The organism is Planctomycetaceae bacterium, assembly GCA_021371795.1.
Classification (GTDB): Bacteria; Planctomycetota; Phycisphaerae; order Sedimentisphaerales; family UBA12454; genus UBA12454.
The window spans coordinates 22,448-45,753 of sequence record JAJFVK010000021.1 but is presented as its reverse complement, the minus strand read 5'-3'; the positions used below and the strand labels follow the sequence as shown (position 1 = coordinate 45,753).

23 protein-coding genes and 1 tRNA gene are annotated in these 23,306 nt (G+C 42.8%); 7 read left to right on the top strand and 17 right to left on the bottom strand.

The annotated features are described in order from the left end of the window. Positions 1-6: 6 nt before the first annotated feature. Positions 7-744 (bottom strand): pyridoxine 5'-phosphate synthase, encoded by a 738-nt coding sequence (locus LLF92_11010; GenBank protein ID MCE5341634.1) that lies wholly within the window; start codon positions 742-744, stop codon positions 7-9. A 95-nt stretch (positions 745-839) separates the two neighbouring features. On the opposite strand from LLF92_11010, the gene LLF92_11005 reads away from it, so the two are divergent. The 4 genes from LLF92_11005 (at position 840) to ubiE (ending at position 4,161) form a co-directional block, all read left to right on the top strand. After that, entirely contained in the window at positions 840-1,568 is a 729-nt protein-coding gene (locus LLF92_11005; protein ID MCE5341633.1) for an SDR family oxidoreductase, read from the top strand. Positions 1,569-1,651: 83 nt separating this feature from the next. Beyond that, positions 1,652-2,890 (top strand): bifunctional 3,4-dihydroxy-2-butanone-4-phosphate synthase/GTP cyclohydrolase II, encoded by a 1,239-nt coding sequence (locus LLF92_11000; protein MCE5341632.1) that lies wholly within the window; start codon positions 1,652-1,654, stop codon positions 2,888-2,890. Next, positions 2,887-3,489, top strand: coding sequence for a hypothetical protein (locus LLF92_10995; GenBank protein ID MCE5341631.1), 603 nt, complete (start codon positions 2,887-2,889; stop codon positions 3,487-3,489). The genes LLF92_11000 and LLF92_10995 overlap by 4 nt, the downstream gene beginning before the upstream one ends. After that, positions 3,490-4,161, top strand: a complete 672-nt coding sequence (gene ubiE / locus LLF92_10990) for a bifunctional demethylmenaquinone methyltransferase/2-methoxy-6-polyprenyl-1,4-benzoquinol methylase UbiE (protein ID MCE5341630.1) — start codon at positions 3,490-3,492, stop codon at positions 4,159-4,161. It abuts the gene before it with no gap. An 85-nt stretch (positions 4,162-4,246) separates the two neighbouring features. Here ubiE and LLF92_10985 read toward each other — a convergent pair whose 3' ends face one another. From LLF92_10985 to LLF92_10960, 6 genes are all read right to left on the bottom strand, one after another. Further along, a complete protein-coding gene (locus LLF92_10985) occupies positions 4,247-5,182 on the bottom strand; it encodes a PEP-CTERM sorting domain-containing protein (GenBank protein ID MCE5341629.1) in 936 nt (311 codons plus the stop codon). 86 nt (positions 5,183-5,268) lie between these two features. Further along, positions 5,269-5,970, bottom strand: a complete 702-nt coding sequence (locus LLF92_10980) for a hypothetical protein (GenBank protein ID MCE5341628.1) — start codon at positions 5,968-5,970, stop codon at positions 5,269-5,271. 62 nt (positions 5,971-6,032) lie between these two features. Continuing rightward, on the bottom strand, positions 6,033-6,716 hold the full coding sequence (locus tag LLF92_10975) for a PEP-CTERM sorting domain-containing protein (protein ID MCE5341627.1): 684 nt from the start codon (positions 6,714-6,716) through the stop codon (positions 6,033-6,035). 55 nt (positions 6,717-6,771) lie between these two features. Continuing rightward, positions 6,772-7,470, bottom strand: a complete 699-nt coding sequence (locus LLF92_10970; GenBank protein MCE5341626.1) for a PEP-CTERM sorting domain-containing protein — start codon at positions 7,468-7,470, stop codon at positions 6,772-6,774. 131 nt (positions 7,471-7,601) lie between these two features. Further along, positions 7,602-8,996 carry a tRNA lysidine(34) synthetase TilS gene (gene tilS, locus LLF92_10965; protein MCE5341625.1) on the bottom strand — a complete coding sequence of 465 codons (1,395 nt, stop codon included), beginning with the start codon at positions 8,994-8,996 and terminating at the stop codon, positions 7,602-7,604. Positions 8,997-9,065: 69 nt separating this feature from the next. Next, complete coding sequence (locus LLF92_10960; protein ID MCE5341624.1) at positions 9,066-9,878, bottom strand: hypothetical protein; 813 nt, start codon at positions 9,876-9,878, stop codon at positions 9,066-9,068. A gap of 178 nt (positions 9,879-10,056) precedes the next feature. Between LLF92_10960 and LLF92_10955 the strand changes: the two genes are divergently transcribed. Next, positions 10,057-10,755: a hypothetical protein gene (locus LLF92_10955; protein ID MCE5341623.1), complete on the top strand. Its 699-nt coding sequence runs from the start codon at positions 10,057-10,059 to the stop codon at positions 10,753-10,755. Between the two features lie 625 nt (positions 10,756-11,380). Continuing rightward, positions 11,381-11,899 carry a hypothetical protein gene (locus tag LLF92_10950; protein ID MCE5341622.1) on the top strand — a complete coding sequence of 173 codons (519 nt, stop codon included), beginning with the start codon at positions 11,381-11,383 and terminating at the stop codon, positions 11,897-11,899. A gap of 1 nt (position 11,900) precedes the next feature. On the opposite strand, the gene LLF92_10945 is transcribed toward LLF92_10950, so the two are convergent. Beyond that, positions 11,901-16,475, bottom strand: a complete 4,575-nt coding sequence (locus LLF92_10945) for a PASTA domain-containing protein (GenBank protein MCE5341621.1) — start codon at positions 16,473-16,475, stop codon at positions 11,901-11,903. Positions 16,476-16,776: 301 nt separating this feature from the next. Beyond that, positions 16,777-16,851, bottom strand: a tRNA-Pro gene (locus LLF92_10940). A gap of 122 nt (positions 16,852-16,973) precedes the next feature. On the opposite strand from LLF92_10940, the gene glmS reads away from it, so the two are divergent. Further along, complete coding sequence (gene glmS / locus LLF92_10935) at positions 16,974-18,836, top strand: glutamine--fructose-6-phosphate transaminase (isomerizing) (protein ID MCE5341620.1); 1,863 nt, start codon at positions 16,974-16,976, stop codon at positions 18,834-18,836. A gap of 1 nt (position 18,837) precedes the next feature. On the opposite strand, the gene LLF92_10930 is transcribed toward glmS, so the two are convergent. The 8 genes from LLF92_10930 to LLF92_10895 form a co-directional block, all read right to left on the bottom strand. Further along, complete coding sequence (locus LLF92_10930; GenBank protein MCE5341619.1) at positions 18,838-19,548, bottom strand: class I SAM-dependent methyltransferase; 711 nt, start codon at positions 19,546-19,548, stop codon at positions 18,838-18,840. Between the two features lie 20 nt (positions 19,549-19,568). After that, positions 19,569-19,736, bottom strand: a complete 168-nt coding sequence (locus tag LLF92_10925) for a hypothetical protein (GenBank protein ID MCE5341618.1) — start codon at positions 19,734-19,736, stop codon at positions 19,569-19,571. Positions 19,737-19,751: 15 nt separating this feature from the next. Continuing rightward, positions 19,752-20,489 carry a class I SAM-dependent methyltransferase gene (locus LLF92_10920; protein ID MCE5341617.1) on the bottom strand — a complete coding sequence of 246 codons (738 nt, stop codon included), beginning with the start codon at positions 20,487-20,489 and terminating at the stop codon, positions 19,752-19,754. 14 nt (positions 20,490-20,503) lie between these two features. Beyond that, complete coding sequence (locus LLF92_10915; GenBank protein ID MCE5341616.1) at positions 20,504-21,253, bottom strand: class I SAM-dependent methyltransferase; 750 nt, start codon at positions 21,251-21,253, stop codon at positions 20,504-20,506. A 333-nt stretch (positions 21,254-21,586) separates the two neighbouring features. Beyond that, positions 21,587-22,042 carry an ACT domain-containing protein gene (locus LLF92_10910; GenBank protein MCE5341615.1) on the bottom strand — a complete coding sequence of 152 codons (456 nt, stop codon included), beginning with the start codon at positions 22,040-22,042 and terminating at the stop codon, positions 21,587-21,589. 33 nt (positions 22,043-22,075) lie between these two features. Next, entirely contained in the window at positions 22,076-22,447 is a 372-nt protein-coding gene (locus tag LLF92_10905; GenBank protein ID MCE5341614.1) for an STAS domain-containing protein, read from the bottom strand. A 113-nt stretch (positions 22,448-22,560) separates the two neighbouring features. Then, positions 22,561-22,881, bottom strand: a complete 321-nt coding sequence (locus tag LLF92_10900; protein MCE5341613.1) for a nucleotidyltransferase domain-containing protein — start codon at positions 22,879-22,881, stop codon at positions 22,561-22,563. Further along, complete coding sequence (locus tag LLF92_10895; GenBank protein MCE5341612.1) at positions 22,860-23,267, bottom strand: nucleotidyltransferase substrate binding protein; 408 nt, start codon at positions 23,265-23,267, stop codon at positions 22,860-22,862. The genes LLF92_10900 and LLF92_10895 overlap by 22 nt, the downstream gene beginning before the upstream one ends. Between the last annotated feature and the right edge of the window lie 39 nt (positions 23,268-23,306).

Genomic DNA, 23,306 nt, shown 5'->3' with positions numbered 1-23,306 from the left:
TCCTAATTATGAGTTATCATTTAATATTTTTATATAAGCTTTTACCGTTGCCGAAAGCCCCATATCGAGCGCATCAGCAATTAATGCGTGCCCGATTGAAACTTCCATCACAGGCTTTACATTCTTGCAGAAATACCCAAGATTATCAAGATTCAAATCGTGGCCTGCGTTTACGCCCAGTCCGATTTGGCCTGCGTGCTTCGCGGCGGCTGCGAATTTTGCCGTCAGGGATTCGAGATTATTTTTCGATGCGAACGCGCTTGCGTAAGGCTCGGTATAAAGCTCAATTCTATCTGCTCCGATTTTTTTTGCCATTTCGACAGTCTCGATAACAGGGTCAACAAACAGACTTACCCTGATATCGAGACGCTTTAACTTCTCAATAACCGGAATTAGTCTTTCGCAGTTGGTTTTATCGAGATTCCAGCCGTGGTCGCTCGTTATCGCACCGATTGCATCCGGCACAAGCGTCGCCTGTGTGGGATGAATGTCAGGCATTAAATCCATAAACTTGCCGGTAAACGGATTGCCTTCAATATTATACTCAACGCTGGCAACGATCGGCTTTAAATCATAAACATCGGAGTATCTGATATGCCTCTCGTCCGGCCGGGGATGCACGGTAATTCCGTACGCACCGGCAGCGATGCAGGTTTTTGCCGCTTTGATTACGCTTGGAATATCCAGCGAACGCGCATTTCGAAGCAGCGCAATTTTATTCAGATTTACACTTAAATGGGTCATAATCGAACTTCCGGCAGAATTATACAAAAACGTACAATTTCAGCAAGCGAAAAACATCTTTAAATTATCGCAAATTACGGCTATAATGCAAGGCTATGGATATTAAAGGCAAAACCGTAATAATCACCGGCTCGACCGGAAAACTTGCTCGCACGATAGTATTATCGCTTGCGCAGGCAGGGGTGAATTGCATCTGCGTTTATCATAAAAATAAAAAAGCGGCAAACGCACTCGAATCGGCAATTAAAAAAAACGGTGCCAGGAGTCTTTCCCTTGCGGCTGACCTTACGAAACCACAGGATGTCGAAAAAATCTTTACGAAGATTAAAAAATTCTCACAGCCGGAGATTTTAATTAACGCCGCGGCTGTTTTCGAGAAAATGCCGAGCGAAAAAATCACCGGTGATTATGTCCGGAAGATTTTCGATTTGAATTTCACTTCAGCGATGGTAATGACACAAAAATTTGCTGCACTGCTCAAGAAAAATAAAAAAGCCGGAAAAATTATTAATATTACCGATGCGACAATCGAAAAGCATCCAAAAGAATATAGCGTTTATACCGCGTCCAAAGCGGCACTTGAATCCGCGACGATTTCTCTTGCGAAGGAGTTGGCTCCGAATATTACTGTCAACGCCGTTGCGCCGGGCGTTGTACATTGGCAGAAAGGCGTTACTGTCGAACAGAAAAAGGGAATTCTATCTCGTATTCCTGCCGGTCGCGAAGGATTGGCGGAAGAAGTCGCAGCGGCAGTAAAATTCCTGATTGAAAATGATTACATTACCGGCCAAACTATCACAGTTGACGGCGGCTGGACATTGTAATATGATATTTTTAAATTTTTATATGTCATTTTGATTTTTAAATTTTGATATTTGATATGAATTGAAAGTAAGTTGATTTAACTATGGTAGAGTTTAGTAGCATACCGGAAGTACTTGAAGACCTTAAAAAAGGTAAAATGATAGTCCTTGTCGATGACGAAGACAGGGAAAACGAAGGCGACCTCGTCTGCGCAGCGGAACTGGTAACGCCTGAAATAATAAACTTTATGGTCAGGCACGCATGTGGTTTGATTTGTCTGCCGATGACAGGCGAAAAATGCGATGCGCTCGGCCTTTATCCACAGGCTGTTGAAAACACCGCCAAGCTCGGCACCGCGTTTACCGTCAGTATCGACGCAGCGAACGGAATCACCACCGGCATCAGCGCAGCCGACAGGGCGCACACGATTCTTGTCTCTATCGCGGATAAAGCTAAACCAAAAGACCTCGCGAGGCCGGGGCATATCTTTCCGCTTCGCGCAAAAGACGGCGGCGTGCTCGTTCGTGCAGGCCAGACCGAAGGCTCTGTCGATTTGATGAGAATTGCAGGCTTGAAACCTGCCGGCGTTATTTGTGAGATTATGAACGAGGACGGCTCGATGGCTCGCGTTCCGCAGCTTTTGGAATTCTGCAAAAAGCACGGTCTTAAAATTACATCAATCGCCAAGTTAATCGAATATCGTCTCCAGCGTGAGAACCAGATAAAACGCATTCAATCGGTATTTTTGCCGACCGACTACGGCGAGTTTCAGCTTATCGCATTTCAGAGCATTACCGACGCCGAGCCGCATCTTGCGGTATGTAAGGGTGATGTCGGCAAAGTGGATGACAAGGGCAATCCGATTGTGATAAACGAGCCGGTGCTTATTCGTGTTCATTCGGAATGTCTTACCGGCGATTTGTTCCATTCGCAGAGATGTGAATGCGGCGAGCAGTTGATTACCGCGATGCAGATGATTGAAAAGGAAGGCCGCGGCGCAGTGATTTATTTGCGTCAGGAGGGCAGAGGCATCGGTCTTGCCAACAAATTGCACGCGTATAAATTGCAGGAGCAGGGGCTTGATACCGTAGATGCGAATTTGCAGCTTGGCTTCAGTGCTGACAAACGCGATTATGGAATCGGCGCACAGATAATCAGAGATTTGGGATTGCGGCAGGTTCGGATACTTACGAATAATCCCAAAAAGGTTTCGCGTCTTGAGGTGTACGGAATCAAGGTTGTTGAGCAGCTTCCGTTGCAGGCAAAGGCCGGCCCGCACAACAAAAAATACCTTGAAACAAAAAAAGTCAGATTCGGCCATATTTTAAGTGAGGACTTATGAAAAAACACGAAACACGAAATCCGAAATACGAAACAAATTCAGAACCCGAATTTTTAAATGTGCAAAATGACAGAAGTTTGAAGCATTTGAATTTTGGTAATTTGAATTTGTTTAGGATTTCAAAATTAGATATTCGAATTTTAGTAATGACATTGTCATTACTGGCCATGTCCGGTTGTCAGGTATCTGAAAAAGCGCCGGAAAAGCATTTCGGAATATTTCAAAAGGCGAGCATTTTTGTTCCACAGAAAATCAGTTTTAATCAGCTCACGGAATTTTCCAAACCCTGGCAGATAACCGCGTATATTGATGTCAGCGACCAGTTTAATTCCCGATTAAAAGCGCAGGGCATTTGGCAGTTTGAACTTTATTCCAAAGTCCAGCGTTCGGCCGACCCAGCAGGCGGCAGAATAAAACTCTGGCCGGATTTTGATTTGACGGATGCCAAAGAGAATAATCTTTTATGGCAGGATTATTTGCGCTGTTATAAATTTGAGTTGAATCTCGACAGCGAATTGACTGGGACTTACGTTCTTGAAGCGGTGTGCTTTACTGCCGAGGGCAAACGTCTGTCGGACAGAATCGAATTAAAGCGATAAATGAATATTGAAAAATTATTCGACGGAATAGCCTGTCGCTACGACATTTTCAATCGTGTTTCATCTTTCGGCTTAGACAAGTGCTGGCGCAGAAAATTAGCTCAATCACTGAATGGACAAAAGGGTTTAAAAGTCCTTGATGTGGCGATTGGCACAGGGGATGTCTTGTCAGCGTTATTGAAGTATTGCGAAGTCTCATCGGCATCGGCGATAGATATATCGGAACTGATGCTGACAATCGCTAAAAAGAAATTATACTGCGGCAGAATAGATTTCAAACAGGCCAAAGCTGAAGCGATTCCATATCCTGATAATAATTTTGATGCGGTAACCTGCGCGTTTGGCGTGCGAAATTTCGAGGATTTGCGAACCGGACTGAACGAAATGTTCAGAGTTTTGAAGCCCGGCGGCGAACTGCGAATACTTGAATTTTCACTTCCGCAAAATTCCGTGATAAGGTTTTTGCATTTGCTTTATTTGAATTTTTGGATTCCGTTGCTGGGTAAAATCATCACAGGCGATTTTACACCGTATCGTTATTTAAGCCGAACAATACAGGCATTTCCGTATGGCGAAGACTTTTGCCGAATACTGAAAAAATCCGGTTTTGCGGCTATAAAAGCGGAGCCTTTAACCTTCGGCACAGTAACGCTTTATTCTGCTAATAAGTAAACAAAAAAGCCTGCAACAAAGGCTTAACCTCTGGTGCAGGCAATCTATAATTTTCAGTGCCGTTTCAGCGACACTGCATAGAAATTTATTTTCTTTTGCGAATCAGACAGAACGCACCCAATCCAAGTATAGCGATTGTCGCCGGTTCTGGAACGAATACTACATCGTAAGTTGTTTCGCCGACAGAAATGGTATAATCTTTAATCATACGTCCAGCCTGTCCGTAAGGTCTGTTTGCTGCTGATCCGATTTCGCCGTTGCCATCTTCGTACATTCCGCCGACTGTATCGCCCCAGCTAAGAGAAATGCCATATTGATTCAGCGTTGTATCAAGTGTTCCGACATTGGTGATATCCGCCCAAAGTGTGTTGTCCCATGCTTCGAATCCGCCTTCGGGTGTACGCTGATAATCATAAAAACCTGCGATTGTCCAATTTTTAATTGTGTCCCAATAAGGCTTGGCGGTGGTGCCGCCATTGTATTCATTCATTTGACCCCATGTACTGTTTGATAAACTTGTCAAATCAAGGGTGAAACGAGACCAGCCTGTTTCGCCTGTTGCGGCTGTACTAAAAGGAGTACCGCCGGAAGTTGCGGACCATATTGCATAATGTCCTGTACCATCTGTTACAAAAAAGTTGACGGTTGGATAATAAACGATATTGATTCCGGTGGTTGGGTCAGCGCCTGTATAATAATCGAATTCGATTTTTACGCTGCCTAATGTTTTACCGTAAGCAACACTTGAACATGCGAAAGTTTTCATTCCATCACGGTTATATGTTACGCCGTTATAAGTGTACGTTGCCAGTGTTTCTGATGCAGAACCGTTATTTTCATTCCAGGTATATTGAGTATCCGGCTGCGGATGGAAATACAATTGTGTTCCACCGTTTTGAATTGTGTAGGCGTTTGAACCCAGAACCGTTGCCACATAAGCGTTGGTGGTTGGGATTGCCATAGCGTTTGCTGTTCCGACAATAGATGCTAAAAGTGCGCAGACCAATAATGCTTTCTTCATTTTCTTCTTCTCCAATTCCAAAAAAATAATCTTAAAATAAAAAGTCGGCACATAAAATATATGCCGACGTAACTCACTATTACAATTTATTTCTTTCTAATCAGACTCAACGCACCGATAGCAAGAATCGCGATTGTCGCCGGTTCAGGAATAACAGCAAATGTGCTTGTGCCCGATGCTGAATCTCTGGCTGAAAGCGTGAAGCGGAATTCCGATTCGATGCTCGAAACAGAACCGCTGATCACGTCAGTGCCGACATCTTCGTAACCACCTGATGAGCCGCCGTTTGCAACGCTGAAGCCGTTTACCAGATTGGCATATACCGACGAACTATTATATCTTGCCTGATGAACTTTGCCGCCGCTGAACAATCCTGTAATTTGTGCGCCATTGCTGTTTCTGTCTGTCAGCGAAACACCTGCTGATGCGTAAGCCGTCGGATTTACCAGCGTGTCAAATGTTACAACATCAGACAAAACGCTGTATGTTGTCGCAGAAGAACCTGCGCGAACGCCGAACTCAACGCCGACTTCCGGGTCAGCATTCATTTTCAACACAAGTTTTTCGATTTCTGCACCGTCATCGCCCATAGTAAGCAATTTATCGACAAGAGTGCATTCCAGGTAACCGGCCGCATCAGTTTTGCCCTGACCGCTGAAGGTCTCTGTAAATGACTTACCGTCAAAGCTGGCTGTAACAGTAACAGAATACTGTACCATGCAGGCATCCGCTATCATTGGCAGTGCCAAGATTCCCAATAATCCACACAACAATACTACATTCTTCATTTTCTCGTTTTCCCATTCTCAAAATATACTAAACAAAGCTGCTTTACACATTGCAGCATTTACTATTTTCTTCTGCTAATCATTCCCAAAGCGCCAAGTGCGAGAATTGCGATTGTCGCCGGTTCAGGAACCTGATTTTCATCCGCATAAAGTGTTACAATCAGGTTATCCGATGTGTAGCTCTGTGCGTAGCTTTGATAATTTGTTCCATCCGGCAGGGCTGTGTTTGCGATAATGCCCGCAAGGTCGCCGACGCCATTCCACGTAATTGGCTGGCCTAAAACAGCCGTCCAATACGCATCGTTAAATGTCGCTGAATCAACAACTACAATCGCGCGTCCTTCAAGCATATCGGTATCGACTTCTGTTTCAACGTAGTTGCTTGACAGATGTCCGGAAATGCTTGCGACCGGAATTGCGTAGCCGCTGATGGTCAGGTTAATATTCCATAATGCCGCGCTGAAACTTGCACTTGCAATGCCGCCGCTGCTCAAATCGGTAACTCCGTTGATTGCCGCTGCGATGTCGATATTAACGACACTGTCAAAGAAATGGAATGTGCCGTTGTCTGTTAATACCCAACCTGCTGCGCCGCCGGACCATGTTATAGTTCCTGTGCCTGCATCATAGCCGGAACTTGCGCCCATAGCCTGCGCAATATCAATGCCTAACGCTTCGATTGTTTCAGCGTAAAGCACCTGTGCTGAAAATAGCAGCACTATGCCCAACATTATCAACTTCTTCATTTCGTTCACTCCCAAATATAATTATCTGTTCGGTCTTATACTATTTTTCACTGTCTTACTTTTTTTTAAGTCCCAATGTTACTAAAGATAATACAAATATAGCTATGGATGTCGGTTCAGGTATCGCTGTTATCTGGATTGTACTCGCCACGCCCCTTAATGTTTGTGTCGTGGCAAATTTAGTCGGATTTGTAAGCAAACCTTTGAACGCGAAATCGCTTCTGAAATCTCCAATTTTAAGAACATTACTGCCGAAAGTGATTCCGCTGCCAAGGCCGACAGTTGTTAACGGAATGAAATTTACATTGCCGTTAATTGCGCCGGATGTGCTTTCGGTCAGTATCCATTGGCAACTTGAATCGATGCACATTGTCGCGGCAAGGATCGTTCCGGTATATACAGTTGTATTGGTAGGGGTGTATTTGATTGTCCCTGTGATTGTTATTGTTTGGCCGCCGCTGAAAAGACCGTTTGCCAGGCCGCCGGTGCTTGTATCCTGAACAAGAGTAGAACTCATACTTATTGAAGCATTAGTGAAGGAATAATTATATGATTCGCCTGTGAGTTTAAGCAAACCTGTGATAGATGAATTGAGGCTTAAACTGCCTGTTCCCGATGCGTAACTATAGAATGTGCCCGGATTGGAAATTTGAATATCTGAAACATTCAAAACCGAGGCGTTTACCCCCGCGCACGCAAACAGCACTGCCGCTATGCAGAGCGCAACTGTATATAGTTTTCTCGTCCTATCCATTTTCTCGACCTCCCTAACCAATTTGCCGCTTTTCAACACTGAAACAGCAAATCAGCAGTATATAATCTTGCTCATCTTACCAAATTTGTGGTATTAAAGTCAATATAAATCCAAAAAAATTAACAAAATGTTTAATGTATATATGAGATGGTAATTTTGAGGGTTTTAAGTGCATTTGAGTCTATTATCGCTTTATTACTGCGTCGAATCGGCGCAACCCAGATAATTGAATCATTATCGCAGATGATAAAGGTTTTGTTTTTCTGTTCGACATCGATTTTCTCGGTAGTAAGAAATTTGCCGACTTTTTTCAGGCTGTTTTGGCCAAAAGGTTTAAACTTATCGCCTTTTTGGCGGCAACGCACGGTTAAAGGCGGCGTAATTTGTTCAAAATTGAAAAATTCGACAAGGTTGTTACTGTTTTTGATATTTTTGATACCTGTGTTTTTCAGAATTTCCGTCTCAATTATATAATTTTCAAAAACTGTTTTGCCCGGCAAATTTAAAGTTACAGACCCAACTTCATCATCCTTAATTTTTGATGTTCCGATGAAAAATTTGTCATAACCTTTCGTGATGTTAATTTTTCCCGGAATCGCAAGATTTTTTCCTGCTTTTGCGGAACTAATGAAATCGATTATTTTTTTATAATGTTCGAAAGTATATTTTTGCAGGCCGCACTTAATCTGCGTCAGTGCTTTTTGTATCAGTTCCACCTGCACAGGTTTTGGCAGATTTGTAAATTTTAATATATCAATAGTGATTTGTTTTTTGTTCTGCGCAATAAAACAATCAACCGCGGCAGCTTCGCAGAGATTTTTAATATTACTATTCAGTCGCTCACATTTGTCAGCGAGGTCATTTAGTGTTTCGACGATACCGGGACTTTCTTCCATTAAATAGGGCAGAAGTTTGTGCCTTATACGGTTTCGTGTGAATCTGGTATCAGTGTTTGTATAATCGTTCTGCCACAAGATGTTTTGCGTTTTAAGATATTTTTCAATTTCATCTCTCGACAGACAAAGCAGGGGCCTGACAAAAGTTTTTTCGTTAAATACGGTTTTCGCCCTTATGCCCGCAAGCCCCTTATAACCTGTTCCCCGCAGTATTCGCTGAATCACGGTTTCTACGTTGTCGTTTTTATGATGAGCCGTTGCGATTGCGGTGCAGTTGTGTTTGTCTGCGATTTTAGTCAGTGCTTCGAGCCTAAGCTGACGCGCCGCGGTTTCGATGGAAAGTTTTTGTTTTTTTGCGAATGTATTTACATCGACAAGTTTTGTTGTAACAGGCAGTTTATATTTTTCAGCAAGCTGCCGAACATAATATTCATCGTTTAAACTGTCTGTTCCGCGAAGTTGGTGGTTGATGTGAGCGATATGCAGATTGCCGGGAAATAGTTTATGAAGTATGCAGAGCAGGGCGACAGAATCCGCGCCGCCGGAGACCGCCAAAAGAATCTTACCGTCCGCCGGCATCAGATTCTTTTGCCTGATAAATATTTCAACTTTCTTTTCGATTGTTTGCATACATACCTAAAAAAACAGGCCTGTATTTTTGTACAGGCCTGCGTCAATGTCAACCATAATGACTAAAACTTATTGAAGCTGAATATCATTTCCCTCACCGACAGGATTGGTCAGTTGTCTGACTCGCTGTTCGATTGCGGAGTTGTTATTATGATAAGCCTCTTCTCTTTCAAGCGATTCCCTGTAAAGCTCAACCGCTTGGTCTTTTTCCATCAGCTTATAATCCAGCAGTTTGGCTGCACAGTATCTTGCCGGATATGGCGTTGCCGGGTCCCACTGGAACGCGCGTTTGTAATACAGAACGGCTATTGAATAATCGCCGAAAAAGTCGTGAATTTTCGCCGCGTACCATGCACAATCATCGATTTTATCGCTTGTCGGATACTCGGTGATTACTTCGTTGAACCAGTTCAGCGCGATTTGCATTCTTCGTCTGCTTATGAGGGTCTTGCCTGTGAGTATTGGCGTGCCGGGCAGCGGAAGGATGCAGGCGTTTTCATACCGTGTGACTGCTTTTCTGTAAATCACGTCGGCTTTAGGTATTAGGTCTTTTGCGCGAAGGTCACTGCCTGCGACTTCAGCCTGTATAATATAGGTGTATCTTGGGGCATCGTTGATGAATTTCAATTCTCTATCTACCCAGTCAATTTTTAACTGGTTGCCGCTTTGCTCGTAATAAGATTTCATTTTTTCGAGTTCAGAACGATATTCCATACGCTTTTGCGATACGGATTCAGCCAGGCCGATTTCGGTTTGTGCCGAGGGAGTTATTTGCTCAAAAACATCGGGGCTCTTGTATTCTTCATACAACTGTTTTTGCTGGCACCCTGTCTGGTAAAGGGCTATAGATGTAAATATAAGTAACAACGCTATTTTCTTCATTTCTTAAATCCTTTCAAATTGTTAAGATCCGTATAGTATGTGTAACATTATCAACTTCTTTAAACGCTTGTCAAGCGTATTTGGCTCTATGTTAAAATTTGACAAAACCGCCCATAGACTGTATTATTTAGCTGTAAGAATTCAATAGAAATCTTTTTTCAGGACGATTGGCGGGGATATGGCTGTATTACGGAAAATATTCAAAATTTTAGGCGCGCTGCCGACTCTTGCCTTTGGTCTTATAATAATTGGGGCAATCTATTTGGTTGCTATCGGCATTTATCGCGGCGGAACGGCTCTTAATGACCTGCTGACAGAGAACAAAACACTCAAAAAATCCATCACAAACCTCACCGAAGAGAGCAAAATCGGCTACGCCAAGGTTGTCGGACAGACAAAAGACGAAAAAGGCAAGATTTTAAAGACTACACTGCGGTTTGTCGAAACTGCCCGCGACAATGAACTGGAAAAAGTTCTTGAACGGGAATACACGATTGAAGGCGATATTGTCCATTTTGACGCGCTGATTGTGAAGTTTTCCGACAATATGGTAATGGACGGCAGAAAACGCAGTCTGTACCTTTGGCGGAGAATCTACGGCGAAAAAATGACGCCTGATTCAGGCTTTCCAATTGAGGATTTCGGCTCACCATCAAAGAGATATAATGAAATTTTTAAAGAGCTGTCGCTCAAAGACCGGCAGATTTTCTGGTCGGCGATTTGGGATTTGGCTAATAATCCTGACCAGTTGGCCGAGTATGGAATTACAGCGATTTATGGTTCTGTTACATACACGCAACTTCGCAAAGGCCTGATTTATATTTTCAGAATCACGCCGACAGGTTTGTTATATCCCGAAGTAATCCCCGAATTTTAAAAACAGTGTTATTTCGCGCATCTATCGTATCCTGCACACCAACGAAAAATAAAGGGTTATAAGCGTTTTTGCTCAAAGTAAGAATGCGCATGTTTTCAACGAAAATCATTCTAACTATTTGACATATATCAGATTATCGTTTTTTGTCGTTTTTCAATTTTTCATCAAAAACACTGTTTAAAATGCGCACGTATTCGGCAAAATGCCAAAAAACACATCAAAATCCTTCTAAAAAATCAAAATTTTCGAAAAATCGCAAAATCGGCGCAGGTTTTCGCGTGCGCAAAATTTCACATACACTATATGTAGTAGTCAGTAGCCGGTAGCCAATAGAACGTGCGCGTTTTTGTCGCAAAATCGCGCAAGATGCAAGTTTCGCAAACAAAAAAAATCACAAAATGACGGTAGAATGCACTGGAATTAAGTAAAACAATAGTAAACAGCAGTAAAATTGCCAAAAAACGTAGAAATGAAAAATCGGTGTTTCCAAAACGTGCGTTTTTTTATTTCAAACTTTCGATTGAGTTTCTAAATTCCAAATACTCCAATTTCCAACAAACGAATTGTCAATTCTTGACAATATTGTTGTTGTGAATTACCATAGGCTGTGAAGTTTACTTTCACTATGCCACGAGCAAAAAAGATAACCGTTATTGTGAACGATAAGATGGAGAGGAATTGTCGTTACGAGCTTGCCGAGCCGATGGGGCGGAATTTCGATACAGATTTTCATCCGCAATTGACGCCGAAGGAAATGCTTCGTCTTGGCGTTTTTGCAGGCAAGTATATGACAGATTGTCGCGACGAATTTCCTGATGATTGGTTTGCCAAAGCAAAATTTAGTCCTGAAAAGCGCAATCCGAAATTGAATTTCTTCGGCGTTGACGCAAGTCAGCCGTTATCTGTTTGGCGAGAAAAGGGCTGGATATATGCTGACGACCCGCGCGGCTGGTTTCAGTGGTATTGCAGATATTATATGGGGCGACGACTCGGCGATGAAGACCGCAGACAGATAAAAAGATGGAAAGCGATTCGCAGACATATCGCGCAGATAAAATTGAATTGTAAGAAGGGCGATTGCAAATGCCGGCCAAGACAGCGGCAGGCGCTTTTACATTGGGCGTATGACAGCCGGAAATTTTAATTTATTCGTTCATCCAGTTTTCCGCGAATTTCGCGAAATCACGCATATTCACAATGCTGTCTCCATTAATATCTGAAGCGGAATTTTCGTAAAGCCACTGACCAGCCAGAACAGTCAGGTCGTACATATCAACTCCGTCAGGACAGACGAAGTCGCCGGCTAAAGGTCTTTGCCACGCAAGTTTTGGGTAATTTGTTCCATCGCAAATTTTCCAGACAGGGGTATTGAAATCCCAGCCAGCATTTGTGAAAGTGGAAAGAGTTTTCATTTCAGTTGTTGTTTTTCCTGTCCCGCCGTTGCTTGTTGTTACTCCGGAAGAGTTGACATCCCAGAAGCAGTCGGAAATATTGCCACTATTGTATCCTGCCAAACCGCCGATAGTAGGGGGATAATTGCTGACGACGCCTGTTGAATAGCAATTTCTAATATTGCCTGTGTTGGTGTTGTATCCAACCAAACCGCCGGAATAAGGCGACAAAGTGATATAACATTTTGAATAGGAATTGCTGATATCACTAAGGTTTACTCCCGCAAGTCCGCCTGTATAAGGAGATTGAGAAGCGTAGACATGACCAGTTGAGTAACAATTATTAATGCTTCCGCCATAATTATATCCAACAAGACCGCCGATATAAAAAGAATTTGTAGAACCGTTGATCCACAAATCTTCAAGACCAAGGTTTTTAACCGTTCCGCCATTTAGTCGGCCAAATAAACCAATATAGCTTTTGCTTGAAAAAGATATCCTAAGATTTTTAATTTTATGACCTTTGCCGTCAAATATACCAGTAAAGGGGGTGCCGTGAAAAGTACTATTTGCGTCAGTATCGGCGGCAATAACTGCACCGTAAAAAGTCCGACCGGCCATATTAATATCAGCCGTGAGGATAAAGTATTTATTGTATTCTGCCGGCGCAGCGGCCATTGCTAATAAACCATTGACATCGGAAATCAGAACTGGTGTTATCACAGTCCCATCTTCGCTAATATTTGAACTTATTACAATATTAATTGGTACGCCTGTTATTACTTTTTCTCCTGGGGCAGGATTTTGGTTTGCAACACAACCAACCGGAATCGAATCGCTATAGGCTTTAGTTATTGTTCCAACTGTAAAACCGGCGGCAATGATGGCGTTATTGGCATCCGCCTGCGGCATTGCGATCACATCGGGAGCAGGTATATCAAGCTGCCATGACAGGCACGGATAATGAGCAGGATATGCTATATATGCACCATACCATTTAGAATCTCCGATGCTCCAATTTGTAAAGGTGCTTGAGTTTGGGATTTGCATTTGTGCAGTGGTTCTACCCTTAGCACCTGTTCCGCCGGCACTTGTTGTCATTCCGCTGGTTTGTATATCCCAATAACAGGATGTAACAGTAATATTAACAGGATTATACGGGGGGATAATACTGACTGGATATAAATCGCCGAGAAGGCCGCCTTTTTTTATATTTTTTCCAGTGGCCGATATATAGCCAACAGAATAGCATTTTTGTATTGTTGAGACGGAATAAACACGTCCGACCAGACCACCGATATAAGAATTTGAAGAATAACGGCATGTTACATCGCCGGTTGCATAACTATAGGTAATGTTATTACTCGACCGTCCAATCAGGCCGCCGACACAGGAAGTCATATCTTCCCACGCGGTAGTATCAGCCGTTGAATAGCACCAGTCAATCGTTCCGGTATTTTTGCCAATTAACCCACCGACACAAGTGAAACCATCGACGGTGCCCGTGGTGCCGCATTTGCTGATAGTTCCGCCGTCATTTTTGCCTATCAATCCGCCTGTATAATCGCCGCCGACAATGTTGGCGTTTTTGATGTCGAGATTTTTTATAACTGCACCTGTACCTACACGACCGAACAAACCTGTATAAGAGGCGGCCGGTTCATAGATAGAGACATTTTTAATTTTATGTCCGTTGCCGTTGAATGTACCTGTAAACGGCCCAAACTCGCTAATCGGATGAATTCTGACATTTTGCAAATCGAGGTCGGCCATCAATATGAAATGTTTATCGATAATAGATTTGTACCAGCTCAAATACGCAAAATCAGCCGCTGTCCATATCTGATATGGGTCTTCTATTGTTCCGCTTCCTGTCAAAGGTGGCAGTTGTTCTGCAGGAATCGCAACGCCGCCGGTGTTCTCCCAGGCTAATCGCGGATAATCCATACCGTCGTTCATGACCCAGCCGTTGCCTGTCCAGCCGGCGTTTTGATAAAGCAGCATTGTTTTCATTTGCTCGGTTGTCAAACCTTTGCCGCCGCCGCTTATAGTTTTGCCGCTTGTCTGGATATCCCAGAAGCATCCCTGTATAACGCTGTTAGAATCGAGGCCTGCGACTCCGCCGACACCGTAGTCTGCTTCGGGCGATGAACCGGAACCAATTGCGCAAGTTGAATAGCAGCGATTGATTGTTCTGCCAAGATTCCACCCGACAACGCCGCCGACAATATATTGCGTTTCAGTGCCGCAATTAAAAGTAATCTGACCTGTCGAATAGCAATCGTTGACATCGCTATAAACATTGGATCCCAACACTCCGCCGGTATTGATTAATGCAGTTGACGGAGCTGATGTAACAAAATTAACATTGCCGTTTGCGTAACAGTGGGAAATCAGGCCGTAAGTATTATCGCCTGCTAAACCGCCGATGTTGAAGTGTTCGGAAGATGAATTGAGATTTGCTGTAATGTCGCAATCAGCGTAACACTGCTGAATTTTGCCGGAGTTATTGCCGACAAGTCCGCCTGCCGAAGAACCAAATCTTTTTGCGTTTGCATCTGTAATTGTGCCGGTTGCGAAGCAGTTGAAAACAGTATTTCTTTTCGCATTGCATCCTACAAGACCTCCGATGTTCTGGCCTGAACCTATTATATCGACATCTGCATTGCAGTCTGTAATTGTACCGCGTCCGCTGAAGCCTATAAGGCCTCCTGCGAAAGCCGACGAGTTCGGCTTTACGCAACCTGTTACATAGCAATTTGAAATTGTTCCGCCGCTGTTGAATCCCGCTAAACCGCCGACGAGTTTTTTACCGGCAATATTTACATCTTCAACGCCTAAATTGGCAATAACAGCGTCGTTGCAGACACGTCCGAACAGGCCGACATAATTTTTGTTCGGCATATCCATCGTTACGTTGCGAATGATAAAGCCCTGACCATTGAAATCGCCGATAAATTTGTAGTAAGCGTTACCGATAGGCACAACCGGATAGCCTGCCATATTAATATCAGCCGTTAAAACTATGTATTTGTCCCACGCAATGCAAGAATTGCCCAATGCGTTAAAATCTTCCGCGGAATTTATCTGATATGGGTCATCCTCTGTTCCGCTGCCGGATAGCGGAGGTGTTGCTGCAAAGCGTTCAAACCAATAAAAGTACTGAAATGTTGGATAATCCTGTCCGTCAGGCATCATAAGCCAGACGACTGAATCGTCTCCGTAAATATCACCTATACTCCAGCCTGCGTTTGCATACGTTGCCAGCATTTTCATTTCCGCCGTTGTTTTGCCTGTAATACCGACCGACGAACCTGTTCCAACACCATTGCTGCATAAAGAAGTTTCGGTATCCCAAAAACAATTTTGGAAGGTGACTCCGGAATTATATGTGTAGCCAATTAATCCTCCAAACATATATGTGCCATTAACTGCGCCAGTTGAATAGCAATTTTTAATGGTACCTCTAAAATAACCAACTAGTCCACCTGCACAATAACCATTAATAGAGCCTGCCGCATAACAGTTTGTTATAAGGCTTCCATCGCATCTGCCAACTAAACCGCCAGCTCTTACATTCGAAGAAATGTTGACTGTGCTATAACAATTTTTTGTCTCTGTATTAATATTTTGTGCACCAACAAGCCCACCCACTACATTTGAAGAGGAACCAGAACTGCAACTAATGGTACCTGTGCTATAGGAATCATATATGTTTCCTTCCTGTCCACCAACTAATCCGCCAGCTCCCATAAAACAAGTGATGTCAAGTGTGCTATGGCAATTTTTTATGATGGTACGGTTGCTTTGATATCCTACCAAACCGCCGATGAAATCGGCTGTAATTTTACCTGTAATATAACAATCTGAAATGGTACACGATGACACCCGCCCTATTAAACCGCCAGAATAGTTTACTGATAACATTGATAAGTTAACGTCTTCTATACCCAAATTTTTAATTGTTGCATTGTGGGCATTTCCAAAGAAACCAGCATAAGAAGTGGTTGAAATAATGAAATTCAGTTTATAAATTTTATGACCGTTGCCGTCGAATACGCCGGTGAATGCTGTTGAGCCGTTGCCAATAATTTTATATTGCGTACCGGTAAAACTTGCCATATTGATATCGGCGATCATTTTGAAGCATTTGTTCCAGTCTGCCGAAGTTGAGCCGAGTGTGTTGATGTCTGCTGCTGTTGCGATTAAGTAGGGTGATGTGCTTGTTCCGCTTCCGCCGCTGTACGTTTCCGCATAAGAGCTTAAACAAAACTGTAATATTACAACCGCTGTTGATAATAGGAAAATCTTCTTCATTTCCATACCCATCACTTTCTCCAATGAACGAATTAAATATATAGAATATGATATTATCCACATTCCATTATTTGTCAATAGGATATAATATTTTTATCCTGTTTTTTGCACATTTTTGACTTTTGTGCGTCTTTTTGCGCGAATTTGCCTATCCGTATATCAAAGGACTTGATATTTACAAAGCCGGCGACAACGGTTGACCGCAGTAGAGATATTAAGTAACCCAACCATCATAATTGTCTGCGGAGTAGGTGAATTGTTCTATTTTCTACTATCTCTCTTCTACTGCTCTGACTTTGAGCTTTGCTCAAAATCGGGGTGATAGGATTCGAACCTACGGCCTTCTGGTCCCAAACCAGACGCTCTAGCCAAGCTGAGCTACACCCCGGTAGACATTGGATACTACTATATTTAAGTCCAATTTGCAATAGGGACTTTGATTATTTACAAATTGATATTAGCCGATATAATGATTTACGAATTTTTGATTGTTTTTTTAGGATAAACATTATGTGCGGCATTGTAGCATATTTGGGCAGCAAACCTGCTCAACCGATTTTGATTGAGGGTCTAAAGCGTTTAGAATACAGGGGTTACGACTCATCAGGTGTCGGCCTTATCAACGGTAATGCTATTAGAGTAATCAAGTCGAGCGGCCGAATCAGCGTTCTTGAATCTCTGCTGCGCGAGCCGAACACCGCCGAAGTTTTGGGCATCGGCCATACACGTTGGGCGACCCACGGCGAGCCAAACACCATAAATGCCCATCCTCATTTGGACTACACAGGCAAAATCGCGCTGGCTCATAATGGAATTATTGAAAATTACAGCGCGCTAAAAACATTTTTAATCAGCAAGGGCTGCAAATTTCAAAGCGAGACAGACACTGAAGTTATAGCAAATTTAATCGGTTATCTGTATGCTAACACTGACAGTCAGGAGTGCCCGCAAGAAGGGCAGAATCGCTTTGAATGGGCTGTTCAGCACGCGTTGAATGAATTGGTCGGAACTTATGGTCTGGCAATAGTTTGCACTGATTTTCCTGATATGCTTATCGGAGCTAAAAAGGGCAGTCCGCTGATTTTGGGTTTGGGCAAGAACGAATATATTATCGCTTCAGATGCTTCGGCAATAGTCCAGCATACAACGCAGGTTATATATCTTGCCGACAATGAAATGGTTACGATAACGCACAAAGGTTTTCATACCAAAACAATTGACAACGTTGAGATACACAAAGAAATGAAGCAGCTTGAGTTTTCACTCGACGCGATTGAACTGGACGGCTTCAAGCACTATATGCTCAAGGAAATTTGTGAGCAGCCAAAATCATTGGCCACTTGCCTTGGCGGCAGATTGGATTTGCGGGATGGCCGAATAGTCCTGGGCGGTATCAGCAAATACTGGCGTGAAATTACCAGAGCAAAGAGAATTGTTATTAACGCCTGCGGAACCGCCTGGCACGCGGGTCTGATTGGCGAGTTTTTAATTGAGCAGTTGGCCAGAATCAATACCGAAACTCAATATGCAAGTGAGTTCAGATATCGCAATCCAATTATCGAAGATGGTACGATTGTAATCGCTATCAGCCAGTCCGGCGAAACAGCCGATACTCTTGCCGCGGTGGAACAGGCAAAGGAGCGTGGCGCTGTAACGTTAGGCATTGTTAATGTGGTAGGTTCAACGATAGCGCGGACAACTGATACCGGCGTGTATTTGAGAGTAGGCCCGGAAATCGGCGTCGCCAGTACGAAGGCTTTCACCGCGCAGGTTGCCGTTCTTGCGATGTTGGCGATTGAACTTGGCAGACGCAGACATTTGAGCAGCGAACAGTCGAGATTTTACATTGACGAGCTTTCAAAAATTCCATCTAAAATCGAACAGGTTCTTTCATTGTCAGAACATATTAAAAAAATTGCCGAAGCGACGTGCGACAGGGAGAATTGGCTCTTTTTGGGCCGCGGATTTAATTATCCGGTCGCTTTGGAAGGTGCGCTTAAACTAAAAGAGATTAGTTATATTCACGCCGAAGGCCTGCCGGCAGCGGAAATGAAGCACGGGCCGATTGCACTTATCAACAAAGGTATGCCTGCGGTATTTATCGCGACCAAATGTTCGCAGTATGAAAAAGTCATCGGCAACATCGAAGAAGTTCGTGCCCGCGGCGGCAGAACGATTGTTGTCGCAAATCAGGGCGACGACCACATTAAGCAGTACGCAGATTTTCTGATTCAGGTTCCTGAAGTTGCCGAAGAACTTCAGCCGATGGTTACGGTTGTACCATTGCAGATTCTTGCGTATCACGCTGCAGTGCTTCGCGGCCATGATGTCGATAAACCAAGAAATCTTGCAAAAAGCGTTACTGTCGAATAATTTAGTTACGTTTGCTGCATAAATATGTTGCGAAGAAACCGTCTTTATACTCAGTTTTTAAGATTTTAAAACCTGCCTGTTTGAGCAGGCCTTCCATTATCCAATCGGTCGTACTGAATTCCTGCCCGATATGTATTTCGATTCTACGTTTAAAATCCATGGCGTTTTTCTTAGCCGTTACGTTTCTCCATTTTTCAATAGATTTCTTATAATCTTTTATTTTGAATGAATACACGATGTCGCAAAGATAAAGTTTGCCGCCTTTTTTTAGCATCGTTGCCATTCGCCTTAACGCGACCAGTTTCCAGAAGTCCGGCAGATGATGCAATGCTAATTTAGTAATAATCACATCAGCGGACTTTGCCTTATGTTCGTAAGTCAGAAAGCCTGCGTGTTTGAATTTTACATTCGATATTTTAGCCTCTTTGCATTTATTTTTGCAAAAGCCGAGCATTGCTTTCGAAACATCAACCGCATAAATCTTTCCGCACATATCGGCGGCATTAAGAACAAACGCTCCCGTCCCGCATCCGAAATCAATAACGGTATCTTTATCGCTTATCCCAATAAACTTTATCATTTCCTGCGTTTCGTGTTTAAAGTCTCTCATTCGCTGATGAGTCTTCTGGTAGCTTTCGACCTCATCCGGATTGGAAAAGTCAACGCCGCAGTGTTTAAATTCATCGTATTGCCATTCAGGTATTTTAGCCATTTTTGTGTATTCCTGTATTCTTATTGTTTAGTTGTTTTCTTATTATTTAACCTAAGCAGCGATTTTGCGGTTTTCCCTGCAATTTTTCTTAGCAGACCGCTTCTTAGTTTTTGCCGTTTGTCAGGCTCGTCGTCGCTTTGCTCTTTATCCCTTACGCTTTTTATCATTAAAAATGTGATAATACTCATTTTGTAATCCTTAAGTTACTTTTGAGCTACAACCAGTATTTCATAATCATCTTTTGACAGTTTGTCTTTTCTGTTGAATGCTCCGAGTTTACAGCCGAACATTCCTATGTCTTTGAATTTCAATGACTTCAAATACCATGTAATTTCAGAAGGGCAGTAATACCGTATGTTGCATGTAATCTGGTTTTCTTTTTCAGAATCATCTTTAAATTTCAGAATAACTGTTTCTCTCAAAGTCGTTATATTAAAATCTATCTGTTTAAAATTGGGGTCTTCGATGGTTTTATCGTGCGTAAGCGGAAATAAGGCGTTTAATGTCGTTAAAATGAATTTGCCATCTTCCTTTAAAGCCTTTGAGACATTTTGAAGAATCTTAAAATTCATTTCATCTGTTTCCATTAATGCGAAACTGCCTTCGCAAATCAAAATTGCCGCGTCAAAGCATTCTTTGAACTGTAATTTACGCGCATCCTTTTGTATGAAGTCAATTTGCACGTTTGCCTCTTTGGCTTTCTGCCTTGCTCTTTCAATCTGTGCTTTTGACAAATCGATACCTGTAACTTTATAGCCCCTTTTGGCTAATTCAATGGAATGCCTGCCGGTGCCGCAGCCGACGTCCAAAATTGTTTTTGTCTTATCAAAACTCAACTCCCTTTCAATAAAATCAACTTCGCCAACTGTTCCCTGTACAAAACGTTCAGAGTCATATTTTTTCGCGTTATTCTCATACAAAGTTTCATACCACTGTTTCATTGTATATTCCTTTCTTATTTTTTTGCTACCGCAATTAATCTTTTTGCGTTATGGTCATAATCGTTACAATCCCAATCGCCGAATATTTTTACCGAACTAAAGCCGCAGTCTTTGAGCAGGGTGGTCAATTCCGCCGCCGAATAAAGCCGATGACCGAACCGGATTTCATATCGTTTCCTGCCTTTAAGCAGCAGCCATTTATTCTCGACCCACGACCAGTTTTGCGAAACTTTATGTTCCTGCAAACAGATAACGCCGTTTTCTTCAGACCACAGTCGCGGCTGATATATGCGTGCCAGAATCTCTTTCGACATTGTTTCCATAATCAGCGTCCCGCCTTTGCGCAGCGAATAATAAATATTACTTATAACTCGCCTGTCGTCGGCAGGGCTCTCGAAATAACCGAACGCCGTGTACATATTGATTACCGCATCGAAATAATCGAGCTGGCAGAATCGTCTCATATCATCACGAATAAACTGTACGTTCAGACCTTCCGCGCGGGCTGCTTTGTGTGCCGTATTGACGTATTGTTCTGTCAGGTCAACGCCGACAACTTTAAAGCCTCTGCGTGACAACTCCAGCGAATGTCTGCCGACTCCGCAGCACAAATCAAGGACTCGTGCGCCTTTGCGCATTCTCGAAAGTTTAATAACCTGCTTCATTTCATCTTTAGCCGCCGCGATACGTCTCGGATTGAACAGCGTTGTTTCGAGATTTTTCCACAGATTTTTGTCTTCATACCAGTTTTGATGCTTTTTCATTTTAAATTTCCTTATTTGGACAAATAAAAAAGCCTTGCAAGGTTTGTTCCCTGCAAGGCTTTTTAAAATCATAATATATGTTCAAAGTCTTTTAGGGATTATTCTCCTTAATCACCGGCATAATGGCATAAACGCAGACCATCTTCCTGCCCGTTGTAGCGGTTGAAAGATGTTTAAACCAATTTGTCGTAGACTCGAACATTAAAATTTCCATTAAATTTCTAAACGAGAAATCATAAATATATTTTCCATAGAAAAATGTCAAGAAATATTTTGATATTTTTTTTAGTCTGTAACTCGAAACTAAAAACTCAAGACTCAAAACTATTGGCGTCAGCCTTTGCGAGCGGCCTTGGTTCTGCGTTCGGCATATCTTCTGCTGTCCGAAGGAGTGCCGGTGTTTTGCAGGACTTTCATTGCCTTTTTGACATCGGCGACTTTCATCACCGCAGTTGTCTTTCCGCCTTTAGCACCTGAAGTTACATAAGCGTACGCGATATTGATATGTGCTTTGGCGAGCTTGTCGGTTATAGACGCAAATGCGCCGGATTTATTCGGCAGTGTTACGCAAAGCACTTCGGTTTCATTGAACTGAATGTTAGTCTTATTCAGCGCGTTGCGCAATTTGTCGGCGTCTTCCGGAACAACCCGCAGAACGCCGTGCTCCACAGAATCCATAACTGTAAGAGCGCTAATATTGATTTTTGATTTGGTGAATTCATCGAGGATTCGAGACAGAATGCCGGGCTTGTTTACCATAAAAATTGAGAATTGTTTTAGCATTTCCATACGTTCTCCTTTCAAAATTTCGACATGGAACGTTTAGTTTTTTTGACTTTTTCCCAGTTCGCTGATCGCGCTTTGCGCATCCGGATAAAAGACGAACAATTTATCAAGGTTGGTAATTTTAAAAACGCGATATAGCTGCGGGTTAATTCCGCTGATAACCATATTCGCTTTCATTGCGGCCATTTTTTTTCTTGCGTCGATAAGAACACCGAGTGTTTGCGATGAGAAGAATTTTACGCCGGCGAAATCGACAATCAGATTTTGGGGTTTCTGTTTGGCGATAAAGTCCGAAATTTGCCTGGCCACGGCATCCATATCGATGCCTGCCGCCAAACTTGCGACGTTGAAAGAAAGTGTCGTTATAGCGTTGTCAGTCGTTATTTTTGTGATATTATAGTCGGTCATATAACTGAACTAAAAATTCAAAAATTAAAAATCAAAATGGATGATTCGGTCTTTCGACCGAAGCTGTTCTAATTATACCAATATCGGCGGAAAAGTCGAGCAAGTTTTGCATCCTACGCGGAATATAGTATTTTCCCAAATTTATCGATATGATGCTTTAGAGGAGCGTAATTAATCATTTCATAAGCCTTTACGTCAAAACTATACGGCAAAGGCAGTTCGTCAAGTTCACGCATAATGCGTCCGATGACGTTTAAATTTACCTCTCCCCATATTGCCAGATCGACGTCCGAATAGTCCTGAAACCGTTCCATTGCTCTTGAGCCGAACACCATAACTTTGGATATTTCCGGATGACGGTGGAACACATCGCTAATAAGGTCTGCGGCCTTTGGTGCAAGTCCGAATTTTTTTATTTTTGCTTCTTCAGCCATTTATATAACTGTTCCAATTCATTAAGATAAGGCTTTGCGATATTGTCAAAAATACTCTCAAAGGATTCATTGCTGTATGTGTGGGACATCAAATTTCGCTGTTCGAGCATATCAATCCATAACTGGCCGTCTGCGATAATTTTCGCGGCAAACGCCTGTTTTATTACGCTTTTTGGTGTGATCTGGTCAAAAGACACACCATTGAAAATGAGATAATCCTTGAGAGTTTTCCACGCCAACTCAAAAGTATATTCAAACCGCTGAATAACACCTTCTTTTTCGAGATCAGACATCGCCGCAGCATCTTTCTCAAAAGCTCCCTTTAACAAAGCAAAAGCCTTTTCAAAATTATCAAATCTCTGCTGCCAGCGAATATTATTTTCCATATCTGTACCCTGCGCAAATCATCCGCTAAAATAGTATGC

What these genes read in the sequence shown, in the direction of transcription:
- LLF92_11010 (MCE5341634.1), bottom strand. Translation starts at nt 744, where the DNA reads ATGACCCATTTAAGTGTAAATCTGAATAAAATTGCGCTGCTTCGAAAT.
- LLF92_11005 (MCE5341633.1), top strand. Translation starts at nt 840, where the DNA reads ATGGATATTAAAGGCAAAACCGTAATAATCACCGGCTCGACCGGAAAA.
- LLF92_11000 (MCE5341632.1), top strand. Translation starts at nt 1,652, where the DNA reads ATGGTAGAGTTTAGTAGCATACCGGAAGTACTTGAAGACCTTAAAAAA.
- LLF92_10995 (MCE5341631.1), top strand. Translation starts at nt 2,887, where the DNA reads ATGAAAAAACACGAAACACGAAATCCGAAATACGAAACAAATTCAGAA.
- ubiE (MCE5341630.1), top strand. Translation starts at nt 3,490, where the DNA reads ATGAATATTGAAAAATTATTCGACGGAATAGCCTGTCGCTACGACATT.
- LLF92_10985 (MCE5341629.1), bottom strand. Translation starts at nt 5,182, where the DNA reads ATGAAGAAAGCATTATTGGTCTGCGCACTTTTAGCATCTATTGTCGGA.
- LLF92_10980 (MCE5341628.1), bottom strand. Translation starts at nt 5,970, where the DNA reads ATGAAGAATGTAGTATTGTTGTGTGGATTATTGGGAATCTTGGCACTG.
- LLF92_10975 (MCE5341627.1), bottom strand. Translation starts at nt 6,716, where the DNA reads ATGAAGAAGTTGATAATGTTGGGCATAGTGCTGCTATTTTCAGCACAG.
- LLF92_10970 (MCE5341626.1), bottom strand. Translation starts at nt 7,470, where the DNA reads ATGGATAGGACGAGAAAACTATATACAGTTGCGCTCTGCATAGCGGCA.
- tilS (MCE5341625.1), bottom strand. Translation starts at nt 8,996, where the DNA reads ATGCAAACAATCGAAAAGAAAGTTGAAATATTTATCAGGCAAAAGAAT.
- LLF92_10960 (MCE5341624.1), bottom strand. Translation starts at nt 9,878, where the DNA reads ATGAAGAAAATAGCGTTGTTACTTATATTTACATCTATAGCCCTTTAC.
- LLF92_10955 (MCE5341623.1), top strand. Translation starts at nt 10,057, where the DNA reads ATGGCTGTATTACGGAAAATATTCAAAATTTTAGGCGCGCTGCCGACT.
- LLF92_10950 (MCE5341622.1), top strand. Translation starts at nt 11,381, where the DNA reads ATGCCACGAGCAAAAAAGATAACCGTTATTGTGAACGATAAGATGGAG.
- LLF92_10945 (MCE5341621.1), bottom strand. Translation starts at nt 16,475, where the DNA reads ATGGGTATGGAAATGAAGAAGATTTTCCTATTATCAACAGCGGTTGTA.
- glmS (MCE5341620.1), top strand. Translation starts at nt 16,974, where the DNA reads ATGTGCGGCATTGTAGCATATTTGGGCAGCAAACCTGCTCAACCGATT.
- LLF92_10930 (MCE5341619.1), bottom strand. Translation starts at nt 19,548, where the DNA reads ATGGCTAAAATACCTGAATGGCAATACGATGAATTTAAACACTGCGGC.
- LLF92_10925 (MCE5341618.1), bottom strand. Translation starts at nt 19,736, where the DNA reads ATGAGTATTATCACATTTTTAATGATAAAAAGCGTAAGGGATAAAGAG.
- LLF92_10920 (MCE5341617.1), bottom strand. Translation starts at nt 20,489, where the DNA reads ATGAAACAGTGGTATGAAACTTTGTATGAGAATAACGCGAAAAAATAT.
- LLF92_10915 (MCE5341616.1), bottom strand. Translation starts at nt 21,253, where the DNA reads ATGAAAAAGCATCAAAACTGGTATGAAGACAAAAATCTGTGGAAAAAT.
- LLF92_10910 (MCE5341615.1), bottom strand. Translation starts at nt 22,042, where the DNA reads ATGGAAATGCTAAAACAATTCTCAATTTTTATGGTAAACAAGCCCGGC.
- LLF92_10905 (MCE5341614.1), bottom strand. Translation starts at nt 22,447, where the DNA reads ATGACCGACTATAATATCACAAAAATAACGACTGACAACGCTATAACG.
- LLF92_10900 (MCE5341613.1), bottom strand. Translation starts at nt 22,881, where the DNA reads ATGGCTGAAGAAGCAAAAATAAAAAAATTCGGACTTGCACCAAAGGCC.
- LLF92_10895 (MCE5341612.1), bottom strand. Translation starts at nt 23,267, where the DNA reads ATGGAAAATAATATTCGCTGGCAGCAGAGATTTGATAATTTTGAAAAG.